The sequence below is a fragment of the Paenibacillus sp. GYB006 genome (assembly GCF_036577645.1).
In the GTDB taxonomy this organism is placed as follows: domain Bacteria; phylum Bacillota; class Bacilli; order Paenibacillales; family Paenibacillaceae; genus Paenibacillus.
Window position 1 is genome coordinate 166049 of the sequence record NZ_JARBDA010000003.1, and the last position, 22028, is coordinate 188076.

At 43.8% G+C, this 22028-nt stretch carries 20 protein-coding genes; 5 read left to right on the forward strand and 15 right to left on the reverse strand.

The annotated features are described in order from the left end of the window. Positions 1 to 168 precede the first annotated feature (168 nt). The 3 genes from PV403_RS09535 (at position 169) to PV403_RS09545 (ending at position 1474) form a co-directional block, all read left to right on the forward strand. A complete protein-coding gene (locus PV403_RS09535; protein WP_160032678.1) occupies positions 169 to 423 on the forward strand; it encodes a DUF2164 domain-containing protein in 255 nt (84 codons plus the stop codon). Between the two features lie 84 nt (positions 424 to 507). After that, complete coding sequence (locus PV403_RS09540) at positions 508 to 1056, forward strand: GNAT family N-acetyltransferase (protein WP_191800635.1); 549 nt, start codon at positions 508 to 510, stop codon at positions 1054 to 1056. 181 nt (positions 1057 to 1237) lie between these two features. Next, entirely contained in the window at positions 1238 to 1474 is a 237-nt protein-coding gene (locus PV403_RS09545) for a hypothetical protein (RefSeq protein WP_332084414.1), read from the forward strand. A 96-nt stretch (positions 1475 to 1570) separates the two neighbouring features. On the opposite strand, the gene PV403_RS09550 is transcribed toward PV403_RS09545, so the two are convergent. The 4 genes from PV403_RS09550 to PV403_RS09565 form a co-directional block, all read right to left on the reverse strand. Then, entirely contained in the window at positions 1571 to 2065 is a 495-nt protein-coding gene (locus PV403_RS09550) for a GNAT family N-acetyltransferase (protein WP_332084416.1), read from the reverse strand. Between the two features lie 209 nt (positions 2066 to 2274). Further along, positions 2275 to 3516 (reverse strand): MFS transporter, encoded by a 1242-nt coding sequence (locus PV403_RS09555; RefSeq protein WP_332084417.1) that lies wholly within the window; start codon positions 3514 to 3516, stop codon positions 2275 to 2277. A 474-nt stretch (positions 3517 to 3990) separates the two neighbouring features. After that, positions 3991 to 4839 carry a formate/nitrite transporter family protein gene (locus tag PV403_RS09560; protein WP_332084418.1) on the reverse strand — a complete coding sequence of 283 codons (849 nt, stop codon included), beginning with the start codon at positions 4837 to 4839 and terminating at the stop codon, positions 3991 to 3993. Positions 4840 to 5007: 168 nt separating this feature from the next. Next, complete coding sequence (locus PV403_RS09565) at positions 5008 to 6369, reverse strand: FAD-dependent oxidoreductase (protein ID WP_332084419.1); 1362 nt, start codon at positions 6367 to 6369, stop codon at positions 5008 to 5010. A 399-nt stretch (positions 6370 to 6768) separates the two neighbouring features. On the opposite strand from PV403_RS09565, the gene PV403_RS09570 reads away from it, so the two are divergent. Continuing rightward, positions 6769 to 8019 (forward strand): MFS transporter, encoded by a 1251-nt coding sequence (locus PV403_RS09570; protein WP_332084420.1) that lies wholly within the window; start codon positions 6769 to 6771, stop codon positions 8017 to 8019. 90 nt (positions 8020 to 8109) lie between these two features. Here the strand turns inward: PV403_RS09570 and PV403_RS09575 are convergent, their stop codons facing one another. Together PV403_RS09575 and PV403_RS09580 are read right to left on the reverse strand one after the other, a co-directional pair. After that, positions 8110 to 8586: a glutathione peroxidase gene (locus tag PV403_RS09575; protein ID WP_332084421.1), complete on the reverse strand. Its 477-nt coding sequence runs from the start codon at positions 8584 to 8586 to the stop codon at positions 8110 to 8112. 184 nt (positions 8587 to 8770) lie between these two features. After that, the gene (locus PV403_RS09580) at positions 8771 to 10420 is read right to left on the reverse strand and encodes an amidohydrolase (RefSeq protein ID WP_332084422.1); all 1650 of its coding nucleotides are present in this window, start codon (positions 10418 to 10420) and stop codon (positions 8771 to 8773) included. A 148-nt stretch (positions 10421 to 10568) separates the two neighbouring features. Between PV403_RS09580 and PV403_RS09585 the strand changes: the two genes are divergently transcribed. After that, on the forward strand, positions 10569 to 11117 hold the full coding sequence (locus PV403_RS09585) for a GNAT family N-acetyltransferase (protein ID WP_332084423.1): 549 nt from the start codon (positions 10569 to 10571) through the stop codon (positions 11115 to 11117). 89 nt (positions 11118 to 11206) lie between these two features. Here the strand turns inward: PV403_RS09585 and PV403_RS09590 are convergent, their stop codons facing one another. The 9 genes from PV403_RS09590 to PV403_RS09630 form a co-directional block, all read right to left on the reverse strand. Further along, the gene (locus tag PV403_RS09590) at positions 11207 to 12016 is read right to left on the reverse strand and encodes a hypothetical protein (protein WP_332084424.1); all 810 of its coding nucleotides are present in this window, start codon (positions 12014 to 12016) and stop codon (positions 11207 to 11209) included. 41 nt (positions 12017 to 12057) lie between these two features. Then, positions 12058 to 12912, reverse strand: coding sequence for an ABC transporter ATP-binding protein (locus PV403_RS09595; protein ID WP_213530503.1), 855 nt, complete (start codon positions 12910 to 12912; stop codon positions 12058 to 12060). A 305-nt stretch (positions 12913 to 13217) separates the two neighbouring features. Then, complete coding sequence (locus PV403_RS09600; protein WP_213531033.1) at positions 13218 to 14855, reverse strand: DEAD/DEAH box helicase; 1638 nt, start codon at positions 14853 to 14855, stop codon at positions 13218 to 13220. Positions 14856 to 14928: 73 nt separating this feature from the next. After that, positions 14929 to 16293 (reverse strand): aldehyde dehydrogenase, encoded by a 1365-nt coding sequence (locus tag PV403_RS09605; RefSeq protein WP_332084425.1) that lies wholly within the window; start codon positions 16291 to 16293, stop codon positions 14929 to 14931. 151 nt (positions 16294 to 16444) lie between these two features. Then, entirely contained in the window at positions 16445 to 18109 is a 1665-nt protein-coding gene (locus PV403_RS09610) for an ABC1 kinase family protein (RefSeq protein ID WP_332084426.1), read from the reverse strand. Then, the gene (locus tag PV403_RS09615; protein WP_283771244.1) at positions 18110 to 18535 is read right to left on the reverse strand and encodes a phasin family protein; all 426 of its coding nucleotides are present in this window, start codon (positions 18533 to 18535) and stop codon (positions 18110 to 18112) included. It abuts the gene before it with no gap. Positions 18536 to 18583: 48 nt separating this feature from the next. After that, positions 18584 to 19234 (reverse strand): ThuA domain-containing protein, encoded by a 651-nt coding sequence (locus tag PV403_RS09620; RefSeq protein ID WP_332084427.1) that lies wholly within the window; start codon positions 19232 to 19234, stop codon positions 18584 to 18586. 367 nt (positions 19235 to 19601) lie between these two features. Beyond that, positions 19602 to 20951, reverse strand: coding sequence for a hemolysin family protein (locus tag PV403_RS09625; protein WP_213530513.1), 1350 nt, complete (start codon positions 20949 to 20951; stop codon positions 19602 to 19604). Positions 20952 to 21165: 214 nt separating this feature from the next. Further along, positions 21166 to 21987 (reverse strand): uroporphyrinogen-III synthase, encoded by an 822-nt coding sequence (locus PV403_RS09630; RefSeq protein WP_332084429.1) that lies wholly within the window; start codon positions 21985 to 21987, stop codon positions 21166 to 21168. Between the last annotated feature and the right edge of the window lie 41 nt (positions 21988 to 22028).

The window sequence follows — 22028 nt, forward strand, 5'->3', positions numbered from 1 at the left end:
GCATTCCCAAGTTATCAGGTACAGATAACCTGAAGCAAGCGAATTGTTCATAAATCGATTGAACTTCCATCTCTTAAAATAGGTATAACTACAGCATCTCTCGCCTTTTGACGACAAGCTTAATATAAGGTAGCATGAAGGAAATGAGGTGTTAAAGGAGTATTAGTTATGAAAGCGATGAAGCTGCCCAAAGAACAGAAGGATCAAATGATACGATTAATTCAAGCTTATTTTGAAACAGAACGCGGAGAAACCATCGGTGATTTGGCGGCAGATGGAGTTCTTGATTTTTTCATGACACAGCTCTCACCCTATGTATACAATCAAGCCCTAAGCGACTGCCGAGTATTATTGAATCAGCGAATGATCTCCTTAGAAGAGGATGTTTATGCTCTAGAGAAAAGCATCAAATTATCTCGTTGATTCTTGTTTTTTAAGTTAGCCTTTGTCTCATATATGTTCTTTTACTTTGATTTCTATGATCTTAATTAGAAGGAAGGTTTGATCATGTTTGCGTACAAGTTAGACGATGATATTGAACTAAAACCCCTGTCCATGGAGCATACCGGAGCCTTGTATAGTTTGACAGATAAATCTCGTGAGCGGCTTCGGGAATGGCTTCCGTGGGTGGATAATGTAACAGAAGAAACACACACCGTTCAGTTTATCAAAAATGCGATTCGCCAAGCGGCGGATAACGGCGGCTTTACTGCAGGAATCTGGGTAAAAGGTGAACTTGCCGGTGTCATCGGGTTTCATGAGATCGATTGGCATAATCGTACCGTAGGTATTGGTTATTGGCTTGGTAAAGTTCATGAGGGGCAAGGGATCATGAGCTCAGCTTGCCGCGCTCTGGTTGATTATGCACTGCTGGATCTGGATCTGAACCGAGTGGAGATTCGCTGTGCTACGAGTAACCATCGCAGCCGCGGGGTTCCAGAAAGACTCGGATTTGTTCTTGAAGGTATTATCCGTCAAGCAGAGAAATTACCGCTCGGCTATGTAAACCATGCTGTATACGGCATGCTCCAGAGTGAGTGGAAATTACTTCGTTAATCAGCAACGCTTACGTTTCCTACATATAAAGATGAATTATGATGTATACAGGCATTTTGCTAACCCGCTCGGTTACGCAGAATGCTTTTTATATTTTATCTAGTCTTAAGGCTGCATTCATGCCTCACTCATTCTATTGGGTTATCTTTAAATAGCCGCGAATGAAGGGAAGGTATTATTAATGAATGACAAAGTATCGAATTGGGTCATGTCAAGCTCGTTTGCCATGATGTTAACCATTGGGATGGCTGTCAGCACCAGTCCTTATGCCAGCAGCGGTCAACCCGCTTCAAACACAGAGAAATCACAGCACTCCATTATCGATAACCGAAGTACAGCAGGTCGACAACAAAACATAGCTATAACCCGGCAGAAAACAGATCATTCAGACCATTCAAATAAGCAAAATAACAATTAAGATGTTCCAGTATGTCTCTTTGAACTAGAACAAGACTTCATACAAATGAGAAAGAGGCTGACCTTGGCAATTAGGTTAGCCTCTTTTGGTTGGCGGTTATAGCATATACCGCATTAAGATGTCGTCAACATACGCTCCTGCGATGTAGAACTCTGAGCTGAGCCTTCCCTCTTCCACAAACCCACACTGTTTATAGAAAGCAAGTGCAGCAAGGTTGCTGGATAAAACACGCAGACGAAGTTTACGGATCCCTTCACGTTTCGCATGTTCGATCATCGAGTCCATAAGTGACTTGCCGATCCTCTGCCTCTGATAAGCCGGATGTACCGCAATATGAATCTCATATACATGATTGTTGCTGATCAAGGAGGTAGGCGGTCTATATCCAATATATCCACAAAGCTTGTTATCCTTCAGAGCAATGAACTGATTTCCTGGCGGCGATGCCAGTAAATATTCTTCTTTCGATTTCCAAAGTACGGGTGCAGGTGCATTATGCTCGTTCCATATTAGAGCATCCAGTTCCATCAGCTGCGCTGCATCCTGTAGGTTCGATCTGCGCACCGTCAGAGCTTCTCTGGTTAATACCATCTGCGATCTACCTTTCTTCTTGCAAGTGAATCAATTTCATAACGTTGATTCAATTAAATGTATTTTTCCTATTCTACCACATGCTATACATCACTAGACAATACAGCACAAAATCCGAGACATAAGGTGTTAAAAGATGACATTTTCCGACTCTTGTCCGATAGCCGCATCTCTACCGTAATAGGTTTAGCACAAGTGGTTTATAAAAACTAAAAAGTAGTATGCTGCTCTCCCTGCTCATAAGCAAGCACTCTGGCAGCATTCATACGAGCATGAATTATAAACATAATAATGCTGATTCCTGCCGTAATCGTTGCAAAAAAGGCAACGGGAGCTAGTCCCCCGGCATCAAACATGACGCCCATTGCATAAGGACCAACGACTCTTCCTATCGCACCAATACCACCGGAGACACCCAAATAAAAAGGTGCCGCCTTTCCCGCATGATCAGAGATGAAAGCAGGTGTAGCAGGAGAGATCAGCATTTCACCAAGCGTTATGAGGATCATGGCCAGAATCATACCCGGATAATGTTGAAATAGAGCAATGACAGCAAAACCCGCAGTATAAAGCACGGCACTGACTGTCATTTGGGCAGTGGACGTAGAAGCAATCGTCTTTTTAAGAAAGGAAGTCACAGGTTGAGCGACAAATATAAGAATTCCATTTAATGTCCATAGCAAGCTGTAAGCTTTCTTCTCCATACCTTCGGAGATGATATACGGCGACACCCCTGTATTCCAGATCGAATTACCGAGCAGAATGAAAAGCGTACCCAAACTGAGAAATAAATACAGCCGCAGATTAAGCAGTAACTGCCAGGTGCTTTCCTTTTTTATCTGGGAAGAAATCTGTTTCTTAGGCACATAAACTTCGCCTTGCTGATGATCGACCTTACTTAGATAAGAAAAGAAATATAGCCCGAATCCGGCTGAAGTAATTCCGTTCGCAATAAAGCTCAGATGATACGAGATGTCTGCCAAAAAACCGCTGAGTCCCGTCCCTAGCGCAACCCCGATATTCTGTGCCACATAAATGACATTAAACAGTTCTCCGCGCCGCTCAGCAAATCGAAAACCGACAAATGCTTGAATCGCCGGCAGCGACATCGAGTTAAATAGTCCAATCAGCCCCATCATGGTGACGAACAGCCACCAAGTCTGACTAATGACAGGCAGTGTAAAGAGTCCTAGCGCATTAAATAGAAGTGCTCCTACAATCAATTTCTTCACACCAACCCGGTGATACAGCGCCCCTCCAAGAAGCTGACCGGCAATACCGCCGATGGATTGAATCAGAATAACAAAACCAGCCTGTGTCATGCTCCGGCCCAGCTCATCGAATACATACATTGTAGTCAGCGGCCACATGAGCGAACTGCCTGTTGAATTAACCAGACTAGCAATCAAAAAAACTTTTATTTCCTTTGGATACGTATCGAGCCATCTCATGTCAGGTTCTCCTATGAAGTCTATTTGGCATATGAATTTAGATCATTATCTTTCTGCATTTTTCTGCATCTTTCTACATTTTTCTAGTTTGTTCCAAACATATCCTTTATGATAATTCTGTCATGAGATTTCGTAAAGCAAAGTTTCTGCGTACGCTGGCATAATCGATGTGCAAAAAAGTAAAAAAAAACACCAGTGAACAGATTTGAACCGTTCACTGATGCTTAGAAGGTATCATGAGAAAATTTTTAATCTCTGATGTTTCACCCTATATAAGGGCGGGTAATGAAGATCAAGGCATTATGAGACAGGCAAAAGACCTCCTCCACATGCCATATCATGGACCACTCCCGAAAATCCGTCATGAACAGGTTTCGTTCCCCCGAATCTGGCCATGGCGGATTTTTTTTAGTCCTGAATTAATTTCATATTATGAAATTAATTTCCTGCGTTTATTTTTTGTAATGTAAGACATTATTCAGTAATGGACTGCATTGCTGCTGGACTCGAACTCACAGGAGGCTCTGCCTCTTCTTTCGTTACTGAAGTACTAGCTGGTTTGTGGAGATAAACAGCATAATATGCTGCAGCTACAAAGATGGCTCCGCCCGTCAGATTTCCAAGCCAGACAGGAATAAAGTTCATGAAATACTGCCCCCAAGTAAAGTGCCCTTCAAAAATCGCTGCGGGAATAAGGAACATATTAGCTACAACGTGCTGAAATCCTAAAGCGACAAAAGCGGTTGTCGGAATCCAGATTCCAACAATCTTAGCACTCATTGAATCCGCAGCATAAGAAAGCCAAACGGCTAGAGCAACCAGCCAGTTACAGCCAATACCAGAAACAAAAGCTTGCAGAAAAGACTCCTCAATTTTATGTCCTGCCAAATCCACCACTTTATCAAGGTATATACCTTGGCCTGTCAATCCCAGTACGTGACCAAACAAGTACGCTACAAAAACAGCCCCTACAAAGTTCGAAATTGTAACCAGTGTTAAATTCCAAAATACTTCTCGCGATGTAATTTTACGCGCCAACCGAGCAAGCGATAATGCCATCATATTCCCAGTGAGCAACTCTCCGCCTGCAATCAAGACCAGCGTAAGTCCGATGGGGAAAACAAGCGCTCCAATGAGTCCATTCATACTCCCCCATGCTTCAGGGGCCGCAGCAATCACTCGTATATACAATAGATATCCTAGGGCAATGTAAGCACCTGCTAAAAAACCTAATATTAAAACCACTATAGCGGGATTATGTGCTTTATGCTCACCCGTATCCGCCGTTAACTCAGCAACTGTTGCCGGTTTTAATGCTGCCATAGTCGGGATAACTTCCTTTCACCTATAGATTAAGTATCTTAGGTTTATTGTAAATCTTCTCCCAACTCAAGTTTGTTACTAAAATCACACGTGCAATATTTTCATAACTCCTGGACATATTTCAGCATAAAAAAAACCATCCGTACAATGATGTACGGACGGTTCTTGTTATACAGATACTGTCTCTCTAGTTGGTACCGGCTCTAGTGCTGCTTGCCCTACTGTATTAAGGAAATTCCAAGGTTTATTGTAGTGAGGCTGGAAGAAAAAGTCGATAAAGGCCAGCTGATCTACCGTCATTTCATTCTGAATGCATACGGAAATTGTATTGATTGACTGTGTTAAATCGACTTCACTCATAATCTGAGCACCCACAATTCGGCGGGATTCTGTCTCATAGATGACTTTTATAAGAACTTTCTCCGCAGTAGGCATAAACTCAGGACGATAACTATCTTCAATCGTAACCGCTTGGACCGCCATGCCTGCCGCTTTTGCCGCAGCTTCTGTTACTCCCGTTCCTGCAATATTCTGTTCATAAATTTTAATTCCTGATGTCCCTTGTGTACCCATATATGGCATTGTAGGGTTTACCAGATTTCGAGCTATAAGCATGCCCATACGAACCGCATTCGTTGCTAGTGGAATATAAGCATTCTGACGAATTGGATTATAATAGATGGCTGCGCTGTCCCCTGCTGCGAAAATATCAGGGTTGCTTGTGCGCATATAACGATCTACAAGGATCGCTCCATTTGGCATCATATCCACTTTACCCTTGAGTAATGCTGTATTCGGACGGAATCCGATACAAAGGATAACTAGATCCGTAGGGTATTCTCCTTTATCGGTTACGACCGCAGTGACCTTTCCATCTTGCCCTTCAAATCGGCTTACTTTCTCACCGAGAACGAGTTCAATTCCTTTATCCGTAAGTGATTTTTGGATACGATCCGTAAATTCAGTATCAAGATATTTATTTAGAATTCGATCTTCTGCATCGATTAAAGTAACTTCTTTCCCATTCATTTGGAATGCTTCGACGAGTTCAATACCGATGTATCCTGCACCGACGACGGTCACATGACGTACATCTTTTGATTTCTCGATAATCTTGTTGGAATGGTTATAATTTTTGCACAGGAGTACGTTCTCTAGTCCAACCCCCTCAAAGTTTGGAATAATGGGCCAAGAACCTGTTGTCATAATCAGTTTATCGTACGTGTCTGTGATTTCCTCGCCTGTTTCTAGGTTGCGTGCCGTCAGCTTACGACCCTCTGTGTCAATGTCTGTAACTTCGTGCAGCATTTTTGTTTCGACTCCCAGTTCTTTCAGCTGCTCTGGAGAAGAGTAAAACAAACCATCTGGGTCCTTCACTACCCCGCCAACATAGAGCGCAATACCGCAAGATAGAAAAGAAATATTATCATTACGCTCGTATACCGTAATCTGAGCATCGGGGTAAAGTTTAGCCGTATTCACAATAGCAGCCGTACCTGCGTGTGTACATCCAACAACAGCAATTTTCATAATAGAGTTCCTCCTAGAGATAAATGATATAAAAGCACATTGATTTTAAATTGTGAAAACTTTCACTAAATAAGCTATAAAAAATTCATGGATATGTGTTCGCTTCCGCCTGACGATCTTCTATAGATTCTCAGGCATTGGTTTTAAATTGTGATTTAATTCACTAATGTTTATATCCTGATTATAATGTGATCTTTTTCACATTGCAAGCCCCTTTTTATTATTTTTCCAAGATTTTTTGGCTATTCTGCACTCACTGAGCTCCTTATGAGCAATATTTAAATTGTTTTTACAAATATTAGGAGTAGAATAAAGGCTAACTTATTGATTATACGACCTCGCATTTTATTGTCATGCAAATTGGCCGGGAGGGTCGTTCAAGCGAAAGGACGTGTCTCGATGGATTTCCCTTGGAAACGAAATCTCGCTGTACTCTGGATCGGTGTCTTTTTTTGCAGTACAGCCTATTCGATTTCTATCCCCTTCTTACCTATCTTTATGAATACAGAACTTGGCATCGGAGAAAATAGGCTCGAATTATGGTCTGGCGTAGCCTTTGGGATTACCTTCCTTGCCAGTGCACTCATTTCTCCCTTTTGGGGCTCCTTAGCTGATAAATATGGGCGGAAACCGATGCTGATAAGGTCTGGTTTCGCCCTTTCCCTTCTTTACCTGATCAACTACTTCGTACATGACCCTTACCTGTTTATTATTGTACGAATCTTTCAAGGGTTGCTGGCTGGATTTGTTCCCGCATCCATTGCTCTTGTCGCTACCAATACTCCAGAAGCAAAGACAGGATATGCGCTTGGGATTATGTCCACTGCTGGTGCGACAGGCAGTATCATTGGTCCACTCATCGGGGGTGTGGTTAGTCACTATTATGGCAACCGGAACGCCTTCTTATTTTCTGCAATCATTGTGCTTGTCTCCGCTCTGATTGCTACCTTTTTTGTGAAGGAGCATAATTTTGATCGTTCCGCACCCCGTTCCAGAGTAAGAGATGACATTAAGCAAGCGTCTGCCAACAAACCCTTTATGGCACTGCTTGGTGTTATGGCAGTAACTACGTTCTCTGTCATGATTTTAGAACCGCTGCTTACCGTGTACGTCATGGAGATGGGTGTCGACAAAAGCAGTGCTTCCCTGACTTCGGGCATCATCTTCTCTTCAGTCGGGATCGCTACAATTATCATGGCTCCTCGCTGGGGTAAAATCGGGAGAAAAATCGGCTACGCCAAAGTACTTATTATTGGGCTAATCGGCGGTGGACTGGGAAACATCGCTCAATTCTTTGTGAGTGACTATATCGGTTTTGGAGCCCTTCGTTTCGGATATGGTTTGTTTTTTGCAGCTGTATATCCCACGATTAATGCACTTATTGTAGAAACTACAGACTCTTCTTTTCGAGGAAGGGCGTTTAGTTTGAATCAATCGGCCTCACAGCTGGCTACAATGGCAGGACCCATTGTAGGTGGATTACTCGGCATCTGGCTGCCAATCCGCTGGATCTTCATTTTAAATGGCTTGACACTGCTTGTAGCCGCATGGCTTATTATTCGCAACAGTAACCTCCATCTCATGATCAAATCTGCAAAACCGAAACGAATCACGGTGAGGCAGCAGACTCATCTCAAGCAGAGGTCGTAATTGTAAACCAAAAAGCATCATGGACAAACCCATGATGCTTTCCTTATATCTTTTTTCAAGGGAATCATTGATGAAATCTAAAAGCAGCCATTATAATAATTTTTCAATAAGTCCTGTCATCTCTTCCGGAGATTGCTTAGGTTCAAAACGCTCCACAACTTCCCCATTACGATCTATTACAAACTTTGTAAAGTTCCACTGAATGTCGCTGCTCTCTCCGCTGCCAGGTTTTTGCTCTTTCAGGTATTGGAAGATTGGGTGTGTATTCTCTCCGTTTACATCAACCTTAGCAAAGACGGGGAAACTGACACCATAGTTAATTTGGCAAAATTCTTCAGCTTCTTCGCTCGAACCCGGTTCTTGTCCACCAAACTGATTGCATGGGAACGCAAGAACGACCAACCCTTGGTCTTTATAACGATCATATAACTTTTGTAATTCCCCATACTGCGGAGTCAGTCCACACTTACTGGCTGTATTAGCGATAACAACTACCTTGCCTGTATACATCTCTAGTGAAACTTCCTGATTTGTCGGTGTCACTGCTTGATACGAATAAAAAGACATATTTTATTCCTCCTCTTTTCTTACTAAGTGCTTCTGGTAAACTATACTATACCCTTTTTCCTTCCCTTCAAAAATTCTCTATGTAACCCCACACTCCCTGCTATAACAAAAAAAACAAAGACCAAGGATATCTCCTTGGCCAATATACTCACCCCACCTGGGCTTACCTCATCCCATCGTCCTGCTAAACACCATTTTCATAGATGAATTTGCCGTCCATCAGTGTAGCGAAGATCGAAATATCCTTAATTCGCATCGGATCCACCTCGGTCGGATCTTCCTCTAGAATGACGAAGTCTGCTCTTTTTCCGCTTTCAATCGTTCCTGTCTCTGCTTCTTCAAAATTCAGTTCTGCACCATAACTCGTCATCGCCCGCAGAGCGGTCAGCGCATCAATTCTTTGCTCCGCACCTAATACTTTGCCGCTGCTTGTTACCCGATTCACCGCGACCCATACTAAGAATAAAGGGGAGATTGGAGTTACTGGGCAATCGGAATGAAGAGTGAACAGAACCTTAAACTCTTTTGCCTCTGCAAGCGGACTAATTCTAGCCGCACGCTGCGGTCCAAGAAACAGCTTCTCGTGGCGATCCCCCCAGTAATAAACATGATTGATAAAAAAGGAACCTGCTACCCCGAGTTTTTGCATACGCTCCAGATCTTCTGTGGTAGCTGTCTGAACATGCTCGATCCGGTGCCGATGATCACTGCGTGGATTCAATGTCAATGCATATTCGAATGCATCTAATATGGAACCAATAGCCCGATCTCCGTTCCCATGTATTGCGATACGGAATCCTTTATCATGCCATTCCTTCACTTCCCTATTTAATTGTTCCTGTGATTTAATGAGTTCACCATACCGCTCGACATCACAGAAGTACGGCTCCCGAAGGGCACCGGTCAGTCCTTGAATGGACCCATCTTGAAACAGTTTCACGCTGTCGAGCGAAGCTCTGCCTCCGGATCGCTCACGGAGGTAAGCATCCACCTCCTCAGCTGTCATCGATTGCAATTTTTTATCCTGATTTAGCTTATCGCTGGATATCATCAGCTTCATGCGAAATGGAATGGCTTCTTGTTCAATTGCCTTCATACATAAATCAATATCATCTATATCCATACTCACACCCATTTTGGCATCCGTAGAAGTCGTAATTCCCTGAGCAGCATAAGTATAAGCCTCATCTCGAAGCAGGGAGAGGACTTCTTCTTCGCTTGGTCCCGGCAGATGGGAGCCGACAAGCATTGTCGCCCCTTCATAGAGAATGCCATTTAATTGTCCGCTGGCATCCCTCCCGAGACGACCTCCCTTTGGATCCTGCATTTGATCACCAATTCCCGCTAAGGATAAAGCAACTGAGTTCGCTACACATAAATGTCCCGAAATGTGATAAACCACAACCGGATGATCCGGAGCAGCTGTGTCGAGATCTGCTTTCGTCGGATGCCTCATATCGAGTAAAGATGTATCGTCATACCCGAAACCTACAATCCAGGTATCTTTTCCAACTTCCGATGCCTTTTCAGAAATTCGCTTTTGAATATCAGCGATCGTTTGATTCAGCGGGCTTTTGCAATCAATGAATCGTTTCATCATAATAGCGCTGATTAAGTGATTGTGTGTTTCAATAAACCCAGGAAGTACCGTTTTCCCTTGGAGATCAATAACCGCATTGTCGTCAGACAGCGTGATTTCTTCCCGTGCAGGGTTCTTCTCCTTCCACAAGGTGCTGATTTTACCATTCTTCACACCAATCGCCCCTGCTTTATTGTTATCGCCATCTAAGGTCAGCACATTTGCATTAATTAACAACAGATCAAGTTCTATCATTGTAAAAAATCCTCCTGCCTATAAGCTCGAGATATCTGCAAAATCCAGTCCACTTAATATGCCCAAAATAAAACAACTAATGATTTTGCTTGAATCTTCCAAATATTGAGATATAATATAAAAAATCATGAGATGAGGAGCCATGGATATGCAGCCTACATTCGTAACCGAAAGACTAATACTAAGACCTCTTCAACTAGCTGATGCACCGTTAATACAGACACTCGCTGGGGAGAAAGACATAGCAAGTACTACTTTATCTATTCCTCATCCTTATCCGGATGGTGCAGCAGAATCTTTCATTGCGGCTACTCACGAAAGGTACAGTAAGAACCTCGGGAGCACCTTTGCCTTGATCTCGAAGGAAACGAATGAACTTCTCGGCTGTGCAGGAATGCATATTGTCAGCGATTATAACAGAGCGGAACTAGCTTACTGGATCGGCAAGCCTTATTGGGGACACGGCTACGCGACAGAGGCGGTACAGCGTATGATGGAGTATGGATTTGATGAGCTGAAGCTAAACCGGATCTGGGCAGCTGCCTTGGCTCGAAATCCTGCTTCTTCTGCGGTTATGCAGAAGAATGGAATGAAGTATGAAGGAAAGCTTGTACAACATATCAAGAAGTGGGGAGAATACGAAGATCTCGTCTATTACGGTATAACGATAAGCGAATATGAAACGGCCCTGCGTTAAAAATAAAAAGAGGCAGATACCAATGTATCTGCCTCTTTTCTATATATGTTTTTTAGAATGTAATTGTTAGATCTATCATTAGTCCACCCTTAGATCCTTACTGTACCCCGCATTTCCTCTGCTCGTGCGTTTCGTTCCTCAGCTGTCATTCTAGGGCATGTAAAACATTTGCGATTCTTCCCATCTGATACTCGGTAGAACTCGCAGCATGCATCCTTCATTCGAAACGGTTCTTCTGCATTTAGCGGATTCTCTATGTATACAGGCTCCAGATCGAATGGATTCTTTTTGCCATTAAATACGTCAGAACTAAAACTTTGCACGGCCTCTAAGTCTGCTGTCAGATATTCCGCAAGATCCTGCTCCCCGCAGGAGAGTCCTCCCTTAAATAGATTAACATAATAAACGAGGACACCTGGTAACTGCTTCCATAATGCTAAAACAGGTACTCTGCCCGCCGCTGCCAATCCCTCTATTATTGGACCAAGCGTTCTAACATAGAACTGCTCCAGCATCTGTCTGCGTTCAGCTGCATCCGCGTGGTTCACAAGTTCACGTTCTTCTGTCTTGTGAAGTACAAAAGATAACTGAGGAGCACCGGAATCATTCAATTGCATCTGTATACTTAAGTTTGTGAGAGAAAGATCCACATATGTACCGCATCTCGATACCATATAATGAGCTGCTGCAAGAAGTCCGCGAACCGTATGCATTACATACACCGCAGCTACTCCTGTCGTCTCTGCCTGAAGATGGCGCTGATAAATCTCAAGCCATGGTTTACCATATTCCGGACGGATCAGCTCAAGTAAGCTAATGTCTCTTACCGATTCAGAGGAGGGCTTTGTGTGAATTCCCCCATATTGAGCAAGTACAGCATAATCTAGTGCCATCTTCATCTCCCCACTTTCCTATTCAGATTCATTCCTATCTATTAAGTCTATACACCAGCAACCTGACGTACTTGAGTTTCTATTGAACTTTCCACACCGAGAAGTCCTCTGTTCTCCTTACCTGCAAGTGCATATGGCAGACAGAGCGGAACCCCTGTCCGAGGATCCGTTACAATGTCAGCCTCAATCCCGAATACTTCTCTAAGTACATCTGGAGTCATCACTTGATTCGGGGATCCTGTTGCAGCTGCCTTTCCTTGCTTGATCGCAATCATATGGTGTGCGTAACGGGATGCATGATTCAAATCATGAACAACCATGACAATTGTGCGTTTTGCCGTAATATTCAGCTCCTCGAGTAACTGCAGCACTTCAAGCTGATGTGCCATATCAAGGAACGTTGTTGGTTCATCCAGAAAAAGAATGTCTGTGTCTTGTGCCAGCGCCATAGCAATCCAGGCACGCTGACGTTGACCACCTGACAGTTGGTCAATAGGACGATCATGGAATTCGCTAAGACGAGTAGATTCAATAGCCCACTCAATCATTTTCTTATCCTCTGCTTTCAGTGAGCCAAAGCCTTTCTGATAAGGAAAACGTCCGTAAGATACCAGCTCAGTTACAGTAAGACCTTCCGGCGCAGTCGGATTTTGCGGAAGAATTGCTAGTTGTTTCGCCACTTCCCGAGTGGACTGCTTATGAATGGATTTACCGTCGAGCAATACTTGGCCTTTTTTCGGCTGCATTAGACGAGCCATTGTTTTAAGAATCGTAGACTTCCCAGAGCCGTTCGCACCCACAAGTGCTGTAATCTTGCCTTGAGGAATTTGTATATTCAGATCATCAACGATCAAACGGTCTTCATAAGCGATGCTTAGTCCTGCAGTTTCCAGACGAAACATAAAATCATCTCCTCCACTTGATTGGCTATCTACGTAAAAAGCTGGCATATCATGGTGTATGTATGTGTAATATGAAGTTCAGACGAACAATAAATGAAAAATTCATGATGATTTTTTAATCTATTTAAAGATACTGATAATCATTATCACTTGTCAAGTCATGCTGTGTTAGTTTTTACTGCTAATTCACTAAATAAACACAAAAAAAGACTGTAGGCTAAACTAGGTTAGGCTAGTTTGTCTACAGTCTGAACACGCCTTCTCTTCAAAGGCGTGTTTTGAACTTTGAACCACTTATAATCGAATTAACGTCCTCTTCGTCCGCCAGAGCGACCTCGATCGCTGCTGCTCGAGGAACGACGGTTATCTCTGCTTTGAGATGATGAGCCGCTCCGACTGCTGCTTTGTGAGCTTCTTCCACTGCCATAGCTGCCGCTGCTTGAACGTGATTTACTGCCAGTGCCGGTTGCTCCTTCTGAAGCACGCCATGGGCGATCGCTGTCCGCTCTCTTCTGGCCAGTACTGCCTCCAGAGCGTCCACTACTGCGTGGTTTGTCCGAAACTTGACGCACAGATTCGCTGCTTCGCTTGCTTCCGCCGCGCTCTAGATCATAGAAGGCACTCTGCTGTCCGCGGCTTCTGCCTCGGCCATTACCAGATGAATCCTCACTCTTACGTGATCCGCTGCGACCGCCGCTTCTTCCGCCGCCAGCACGGCTGGCATCTCGTTTCGCATCCGGACGAACTCTGCGTGTTTCGCCTCCGCTGCCCCATGAACTTGTACCGTGAGCCAGCTTCTCGATCGTTCCCGGCTCATCAGCTACACCACTTTGCCATACAGCACGGTCAAGACGCTGCTCTGTTCCTTCTTCAATCTTTGCGATCTCCGGCTTGTCTTTCTGGGCAGCAAATGTAATTGCCAGCCCTTTGCCTCCCGCTCGGCCTGTTCTTCCGATTCGGTGAATATAGCTTTCCGCATCATGAGGAATATCGTAATTGAATACATGCGTTACGCCTTCCACATCAAGACCTCGGGCTGCTACATCCGTAGCTACAAGAAGCTGCAGCTTCGCATTACGAAATGCTTTCATTACCGTCTCGCGCTTCGCTTGAGAGAGATCTCCATGCAGCTCGTCACTCGCATATCCAAGATCCTGCAGCGCCTCATTAAGAACCGATGCACGACGTTTCGTACGGCAAAAAATAATGCCGAGATATGGACGATATTGCTCAATTGCCCCGATCAGTGCTGCTTGCTTTGTACGATCCGTTACTTCCACCACTAACTGACGGATTTGTTTTACAGGTATTACATTGCTGGACTGTACTTTAACATCAACAGGTTCTTTCATGTAAGCACGAGCCAGTTTACGAATACCCGCAGGCATCGTTGCTGAGAACAGCATCGTTTGACGTTTATAAGGGAGTGCCTTAATGAGCATTTCCACATCATTCAGGAATCCCATATGAAGCATTTGGTCTGCTTCATCCAGAACCAGCATTTTCACTTTATCAAGCACAAGCGTTCCGCGGCCTAAATGATCCAGCAGTCTTCCCGGCGTACCAATGATGATCTGTGCTCCGCCTTTAAGTTTGTGCAATTGTTTCTCAACATCTTGTCCACCGTAAACAGCGAGAACCCGGATATCTTCTCTTGATTCCGTCAGCTTCTTCGCTTCTGTTGTAATTTGTAGAGCAAGTTCCCTTGTAGGGGCTACAATTAGTGCTTGCGGAGAACGATCTTCCGCGTTAAGACGCTGCAAGATCGGCAGCATAAAAGCGAACGTCTTTCCTGTTCCTGTCTGTGCCTCCGCAATAATATCCGATCCTTGGAGCAAAATCGGAATTGATTTTTCTTGTACCGGAGTCGGTACCGCAATTCCCTGCAAACGCAGAGCTTCATTCCATTCGGGCAGAATGCCCAACTTATCAAAACCTACCAAATTTTTCACCTCATGGTTTTATTTCGAGCTATTTTATATTCGTCTACCTTAAGCAACATGATAAGCAATTATTCTACTTCATGAACCGGCGCATCATAACAGACCCGGTCTTGGAAGGATAACGAAATTTAATATCAAAAGCATTGGTTTGCTTCAGGATACTTTTCATATGTGAGAATGCAGTGAAGCTGTACTCTCCGTGATAATTGCCCATGCCGCTTTCCCCTACGCCGCCAAATGGCAAATATGGTGTAGCTATATGCATAAGTGTATCATTAATGGACCCTCCACCAAAAGGTATTTGTTCAACAATTCGGTCTTGAACAGACTGATTGACCGTAAAGAGATACAAAGCGAGTGGTTTTGGCCTAGCATTTACTACCTCTATAACTTCGTCCAGGTGCTTATAGGTCATCATTGGTAAAATGGGGCCGAATATTTCTTCCTGCATAACAGGACTTTCCCAAGACACTTCATCCAATAAGGTTGGTGCTATTTTTAGCGATTCCGGGTCTGTCTCTCCGCCAAGAACAATGGAGCCACTCGTGAGAAAAGATTGTAACCTTTCAAAATGTCTAGGAGTAACAATTCTTCCATAATAATCACTTAGCAGCGGATCCTTACCGTAGAATTGTTTGATCGCTTTTTCATATTCCGTGACAAATGCGTCTCTTACACTCTCATGAACCAGTAAATAATCAGGAGCGATACATGTTTGCCCGCTGTTTGTCAGTTTCCCAAAAGCAATACGCTTTGCAGCAAGCTTCATGTTGGCGTCATGGTGAACGATACATGGACTTTTTCCGCCGAGCTCCAGCGTCACAGGAATAAGACGCTCGGACGCGGCTTTCATGACCACCTTACCAACGGCAACACTGCCTGTGAAAAATATTTTATCAAAAGGTTCAGCAAGCAGCATCTCGCTTGCCTCTACACCGCCCTCTACAACCGTTACATAAGCAGGATCAAATACTTCACCGATCATCGAAGTGATGACAGCAGATACATGCGGCGTCAGCTCCGATGGCTTGATCACAGCCGTATTGCCGGCTGCAATCGCTCCGATCAGGGGAGAGATAGCAAGCTGAAATGGATAATTCCAGGGAGCAATAATCAGTACGCTGCCATAAGGTTCAGGGACAATATGCCCCTTACTGCCAATATGGGTTTTTGCCGTTTTTACTTTTCGAGGCTTCATCCACCCTTTCAAACGTTTAGAAACGAATGAAATTTCCTCAAATAAAATACCGATCTCGGTCATATATGCTTCTTGGTCGCTTTTGCTTAGATCAATCTTCAGTGCTTCCAAGATTTCAGATTCTCTGCGCCGAATGGCCTCTTTCAGTAAATCTAGTTGCTTTATTCTTGCTTCGTAACGCCGGGTTGCGCCCGTTCTATAGTAAAGTTTCTGTTTATGTACAATTTCGCTTGCGTTCATTATGGACTTACCCCCTGTCATTACACTAATCATTACCAAACTAGGATCTTATATGGATTCGTTTCTTGTTCCTGATTATACATGGATTCCCCTTAACTACAAAGCTCCCCGCCCTGATCTAGGGAAGAGGAGCTTTGTCTTCATGCCTGTTTTATTGTTTTCTTGATCGAATAATAGAAATAATAAGCCATAACACCATGAAAGCAGCGATAATCATGCCAATTTCGAGCAGCGGTACATGCCAGACCTGCTCCATCTTTGAAGCTCCGATAAACAAACCTACCATGAGAATACAGAAAGAAAGCAATACGATACTGAGTGATAATTTATTGGTGATTTGGTCCAGCTTGTGTTCAAATTGCTCAATTTCGGGAATGCTGATTTCGACCTTTAGTTTACCTTTACTGATAATGGAAGACAGCAGCCGTGCTTGTCCCGGCAAGTCGATCAACGTCTCAAAAAGCTCTGTCATACCGCCCAGCACTTTCCCCTTAATCCGTCTTGAGCTGAACTTTTCACGCATCAGCTTCCGGCCAAAAGGCTCTGCCATATCAATAATACTAATGGAAGGATCTAGATTTTCAATAACTCCTTCGAGAGTCACCAATGCTTTGCCTAGTAAGATTACATCCGAAGGCATGGTTACTTGGTGTCTTTGCGCCACGCCAAATAAATCATTCAACGCTTGCCCGATACTGATACTGGAAAAAGGGAGATCATAATAATCGTCCCGAATCCGGTCGAGGTCTCTGCGAAGGGAAGCCATGTTGGTTCCATCCGGAATCATGCCAAGACGTTCAATAGCACGTACCATTCCTTCGGTATTCTTTCGCATCAACGATATGATCAGGGAAGAAAGCTGCTCTTTTAAATCCTCATTAAGACGTCCGACCATTCCGAAATCAAGGTAAGCCAGCGCCCCATTCTTCATGACCATTAGATTGCCTGGATGGGGATCTGCATGAAAGAATCCTTCAATAAAAATTTGGTGCAGCATGGAATCTACTAATCGCTGCGCTATATTTTTTAGATCATACCCTTTCGCGATGAGTACATCCCGCTGATTCAGCATGATCCCGTCCATATACTCCATCGTCAGTACCCTTGCAGTCGTGTGGTCCCAATAAATAACAGGGACATGAACCTCTGGGTTCTCTGCAAACTGCAGCCCTACCTTTTCTGTATTTCTTCCTTCATAGCTGTAATCCAGCTCTGCAAGTAAAGATACAGCGAATTCATTCACCATCTCCTGCAATTGGTACCTGGTTACCCATTCCCACCTGCGCTCAGCAAGAGCAACAAAATCTTTAAGAATGTTCAGATCACGCTGAATTACAGGTGATATTCCAGGTCTCTGAATCTTGATCGCCACCTGTTCCCCGCTCCGCAGTCTACCGATATGTACCTGACCGATACTCGCAGCTGCAAGAGGGGTATCATCAAATTCAGTGAGGATTTCTTCAAGTGGACTGTTCAGCTCCTGTTCAAGTAACCCTCTTGCAATCTCTGGTGAAAAAGGAGGGACCTGATCTTGAAGTTTGGTCAGCTCCGATATAATCCCTGGAGGCAGCAGATCGGACCTGGTACTTGCAAGTTGTCCTAATTTAACAAAAGTCGGCCCCAGATCCTCCAATACGTGTCTTATCCGCTCACCAAGGGTTTTGGCTTCCGGACCTGTCTCATGGGTAATCCACCTTCTGGGTAAAGACAACACCTGAAAGAAGCTGATCTCTTCCACAATATAGCCGAAGCCATGACGCATCAGCGCCATGGCAATTTCTCTATATCGTCCGGCATTTTTAATATGCACTACCATTTATTCAATCTCGTTTCCTTTAGGAGGCTGCTCTATTTCAGGCGTTGACGTAAGAATCGGAGTTTCTGGTTGTTTCGCAGGCTGACTCGCTTCGAGTGCAGACAGTTTCTGTTCCAGTTCTTCGATTCGCATGTTTAATCGGTTTACATCTGTTTTGGTGGGTACACCCAGATCAATTAGCACTTTCTCCACTTGACCTTCAATCATTTTCTTAAAGCTTGTTTGTTCTTCATTTCCACGTTCCATAAGCTTATCAATGAGTGCCTTAGATTCGGATGGAGCCAATTCTCCGCGTTTGACGAGGTCACCTACAACACTCTCCACTTTCTCTTTACTAACCAGAGTAAGTCCCAATCCTAGAGAAACCGCCTTTTTAAACAAATCGCTCATGCCGCTTTTCCTCCTTCTGAAAAAATCTGCTTCTATACTAGTATATACCTATATTACCCACTTAAGCGAAAGTACGTCCGATCTCTAATTACGTTTTGGTTTCGTACGTGTAGCCCACATTGCCGACTGTAAGAGAAGTCGTCTGAATGATTCATTATTGAAAGAAGGAACCGAATGTCCTGGCATAAGATATACAACACGCCCCATGCCATAGTTATGAGCCCAAGCTGCAGGCCACGATTTCCCATCTTCATTCATATACTCAAGAAGAACCGTGATATCAGCGAAATTATCGAATTCAATCTCGTAAGGCTCCTCTTCCATTGAAAAATTCTCTATCCCCGACACAATGGGATGAAGTGGATCTGTGACTTGAAACCTCAGTTCACGCGGAGCCGGATGACCTGTGAATCTGCCGCCGAGTAATTGAGCTATTTCATAACGATTATGCATGGATATACCGTTATGAAGCACCAGGAGAGCGCCTCCTCCGCTGACGTAACTAAGTAATCCTGCTGCCTGCTGCGGGGCAATTGCTCCCTTCCAATCATCCAAATAAGAAATTAGCAGATCATAACCAGCCAAGTTTTCCATTAACATCAAATTGCGATTTTCACTGCACTGTACGGTCATTTCATCTTGCAAGATACGGCTGACTTCCGCGTCAACTCCTTGCAAGGGGTGATACATGGGATGTGTATAATCTCCCAATAGTAATGCTTTTTTTCGACTCATTAACCATTTCTCCTTTGCTCTGCTTTTGTCTGATTCATTTCGTTTCATTTGCTTACGCAAAGCAAGAAAGTTCGCAGGCCCTTTCCTCGCTTATATGATCATATCTACCCTTACCGCCCTAGAGAGGTAAAATTAGAAACGAATTAACTTCATGGTCTGTTGACTTGCCTAGTATAGCCGCAATCGTTCTTCTAAATCCATAAGTTACATAACAGACAAAAAGCTTTGTATTTACTACTTTTGAATTCGGCGCTATTCGAAAATACCCTTTATTCATTCTGTGAGTTTACCATATTCGTCATATCATTCCGTATAAAAACAAACAAATCACAGAAAAAAATCTCTGCGATTTGTTTTATTACTAACTTTATACTTCAGGAGGCAATTCCTCACCGTCTTGATAAAGTGATCTTTCCTCTTCGGGCAGCCTTGTCATTTGAATTCGGCGAATCCGCTGTTTTCCAACTTCCAACACTTTATACCGGAAACCTCGGAATTCAAATTCGGGGCGTTCTTGTTTTGTGGGAATGCGGCCGATGGTACCCACCATAAATCCACTAAGAGTATCGTACTCTTCTTCCGGCAAACTTGCTTTTGTAATCTGGCTTACTTCATCCAAATGGGCGATCCCTGTAAAAATGTAGGTATCTTCATCCACTTGTTCAAAGATCGACTCTTCTTCATCATACTCATCATAAATAGAGCCTACAATCTCCTCAATTAAATCTTCAATTGTAATGAGACCTGCCGTACCTCCGTATTCATCGACCACGATCGCCATATGCACCCGGTTTTGTTGCAGTTCTTCGAGAAGGTCGTCCCCTTTTTTCGACTCAGATACAAAATAAGCCGGACGGATTATATCAAGGATGCTCTTCGGTCTTGTGGTATCTTTTCTAAATTGAACAATCAAGTCTTTTACGTGCAAGATTCCAATGATATTATCGACACGTTCTTCGAATACAGGGAACCGGGTATACTGCTCAGATTGCACAATCTCCAGCACGTCTTCTAGCGGAGTGTCCGCAGAAATGGCGATCATATCCGTACGATGAGTCATCATATCCGATACATCTTTATTATCAAAATCGAATATGTTGTGGATAATCATCTTTTCGCTTTGCTGAATGGTTCCTCTCTCAAGCCCTGTATCTACAAGCATCCGAATCTCTTCTTCGGAAGCTTCCTCATCTTCCGCGTTGGGATCAATACCAAACAAACGGACGGTAAGATTTGTCGATACCGTAAGCAGTTTTACAAAAGGATTGACGACCTTAGACAACACACTCAGCGGACTTGATACCGCGAGTGCAATCGCCTCCGCTTTTTTCATCGCAATCCTTTTCGGAACAAGCTCCCCAAATACCAACGTAAAGTAGGAAAGAATCAAGGTAATAACAATGACCGATACGGAAGATAGCACAGATGGTGAAATATCAACACCTAGCGACAACACATAATCCACAAGCAGGGACGCAAATTTATCTGCCGCAAAAGCACTGTTTAGAAATCCAGCAAGTGTGATTCCGATCTGGATGGTGGATAGAAAGCCTGTTGGTTCCTCCAGTAACTTCTCCAGCTTCTGTGCACGTTTATTTCCTTCGAGCGATAAAATGCGAATTCGGTTGTCATTAATGGAGATCAGTGCCATCTCAGAAGCTGCGAAGAAAGCATTAACTACAAGTAAGATGAGAATGACTAAAATATCAAACCCCAATGGTTGTTGCACCTCCTAATTCATCAGTCCACTCCAGGAACTCCTGTGAGTGTTGAAATATGTACAATATAAATAATAAGTCTCTTACCTATCTAAACACAAATTGGAGTAACGACACGCTTAGTCATACACCTTCTGTCTAAATAACGCAAAAACACCTCACCTCTCCTGGTCAGGTGTTCTTGCCCTATAGGTTGTAACAAGATTGTCCTTCTTATACTCGCTCTTTCTCAGCAAAATACTTACCTAATGAAACGATCATACTTCCCATCCGCTCTTCCTCGGGAATCACCTTAGGGGTAACCCCTTCCTCTACCATGGCTTGTGCAGTTACCCTGCCAACCGCAGCAGCAACCACATCCTTTTCAAAGCGTTGTTTCATAACTGCTAGCTTCCCATGCTTTTCTGCATAAGCTGTAAGAAAGCGAATCTGCGGAGCACTCGTAAAAGTAACCGCATCAATTCTTTGCTGAAGAATATCTTCAAGCAGTTCTTCGAGATCCGTATCTTGAGGAGGCACATGACGATAAGGAAGGACTTCCTTGATCTCTGATGTTCCTCTCTCTTTCAGCCATGCCATAAGGCGCGGAGCAGATTCTCCATGGAGCTGAACGAGAATACGTTTTCCCTGAAGATCATAATTCATAAGCTCACGAATGAGTCCTGATGTACTTCCATCATCGTCTCTAACAGCAGGTGTCAAGTTCCGCTTACGAAGCGCATTCACTGTCTTATAACCACGTGCTGCAATATGTGATTGCTTTAAAGCCTCAAGTAGCTCTTCCTCAAGTTCAAGCTGTTCAGCTGCCTGAAATATTGCATCAAGCCCCATCCCTGTCGTAAGGATCGTCCAATCGGGTGGACTCTTCACCCAAGCTTCTATACTGCTTTTCAAATGTTCATCATCCACAAAAACGGTTCCTTGTGCAGGTCGCAGCAGCGGAGTACCGCCTAACTTTCTCACGATCATGGACATCTCTTCCGACTTCCTTGGTCCAGCGAGTGCCACTTTTTTCCCAAGTAAATTTTGTGCCATTTCTTATGAATCCCCCTCTATGCTTGTTGTCCTGCTCTTCT

Bases quoted from the DNA above. Each gene is read 5' to 3' on its own strand.
- PV403_RS09535 (WP_160032678.1), top strand. From the start codon at position 169: ATGAAAGCGATGAAGCTGCCCAAAGAACAGAAGGATCAAATGATACGA.
- PV403_RS09540 (WP_191800635.1), top strand. From the start codon at position 508: ATGTTTGCGTACAAGTTAGACGATGATATTGAACTAAAACCCCTGTCC.
- PV403_RS09545 (WP_332084414.1), top strand. From the start codon at position 1,238: ATGAATGACAAAGTATCGAATTGGGTCATGTCAAGCTCGTTTGCCATG.
- PV403_RS09550 (WP_332084416.1), bottom strand. From the start codon at position 2,065: ATGGTATTAACCAGAGAAGCTCTGACGGTGCGCAGATCGAACCTACAG.
- PV403_RS09555 (WP_332084417.1), bottom strand. From the start codon at position 3,516: ATGAGATGGCTCGATACGTATCCAAAGGAAATAAAAGTTTTTTTGATT.
- PV403_RS09560 (WP_332084418.1), bottom strand. From the start codon at position 4,839: ATGGCAGCATTAAAACCGGCAACAGTTGCTGAGTTAACGGCGGATACG.
- PV403_RS09565 (WP_332084419.1), bottom strand. From the start codon at position 6,369: ATGAAAATTGCTGTTGTTGGATGTACACACGCAGGTACGGCTGCTATT.
- PV403_RS09570 (WP_332084420.1), top strand. From the start codon at position 6,769: ATGGATTTCCCTTGGAAACGAAATCTCGCTGTACTCTGGATCGGTGTC.
- PV403_RS09575 (WP_332084421.1), bottom strand. From the start codon at position 8,586: ATGTCTTTTTATTCGTATCAAGCAGTGACACCGACAAATCAGGAAGTT.
- PV403_RS09580 (WP_332084422.1), bottom strand. From the start codon at position 10,420: ATGATAGAACTTGATCTGTTGTTAATTAATGCAAATGTGCTGACCTTA.
- PV403_RS09585 (WP_332084423.1), top strand. From the start codon at position 10,569: ATGCAGCCTACATTCGTAACCGAAAGACTAATACTAAGACCTCTTCAA.
- PV403_RS09590 (WP_332084424.1), bottom strand. From the start codon at position 12,016: ATGAAGATGGCACTAGATTATGCTGTACTTGCTCAATATGGGGGAATT.
- PV403_RS09595 (WP_213530503.1), bottom strand. From the start codon at position 12,912: ATGTTTCGTCTGGAAACTGCAGGACTAAGCATCGCTTATGAAGACCGT.
- PV403_RS09605 (WP_332084425.1), bottom strand. From the start codon at position 16,293: ATGAACGCAAGCGAAATTGTACATAAACAGAAACTTTACTATAGAACG.
- PV403_RS09610 (WP_332084426.1), bottom strand. From the start codon at position 18,109: ATGGTAGTGCATATTAAAAATGCCGGACGATATAGAGAAATTGCCATG.
- PV403_RS09620 (WP_332084427.1), bottom strand. From the start codon at position 19,234: ATGAGTCGAAAAAAAGCATTACTATTGGGAGATTATACACATCCCATG.
- PV403_RS09630 (WP_332084429.1), bottom strand. From the start codon at position 21,987: ATGGCACAAAATTTACTTGGGAAAAAAGTGGCACTCGCTGGACCAAGG.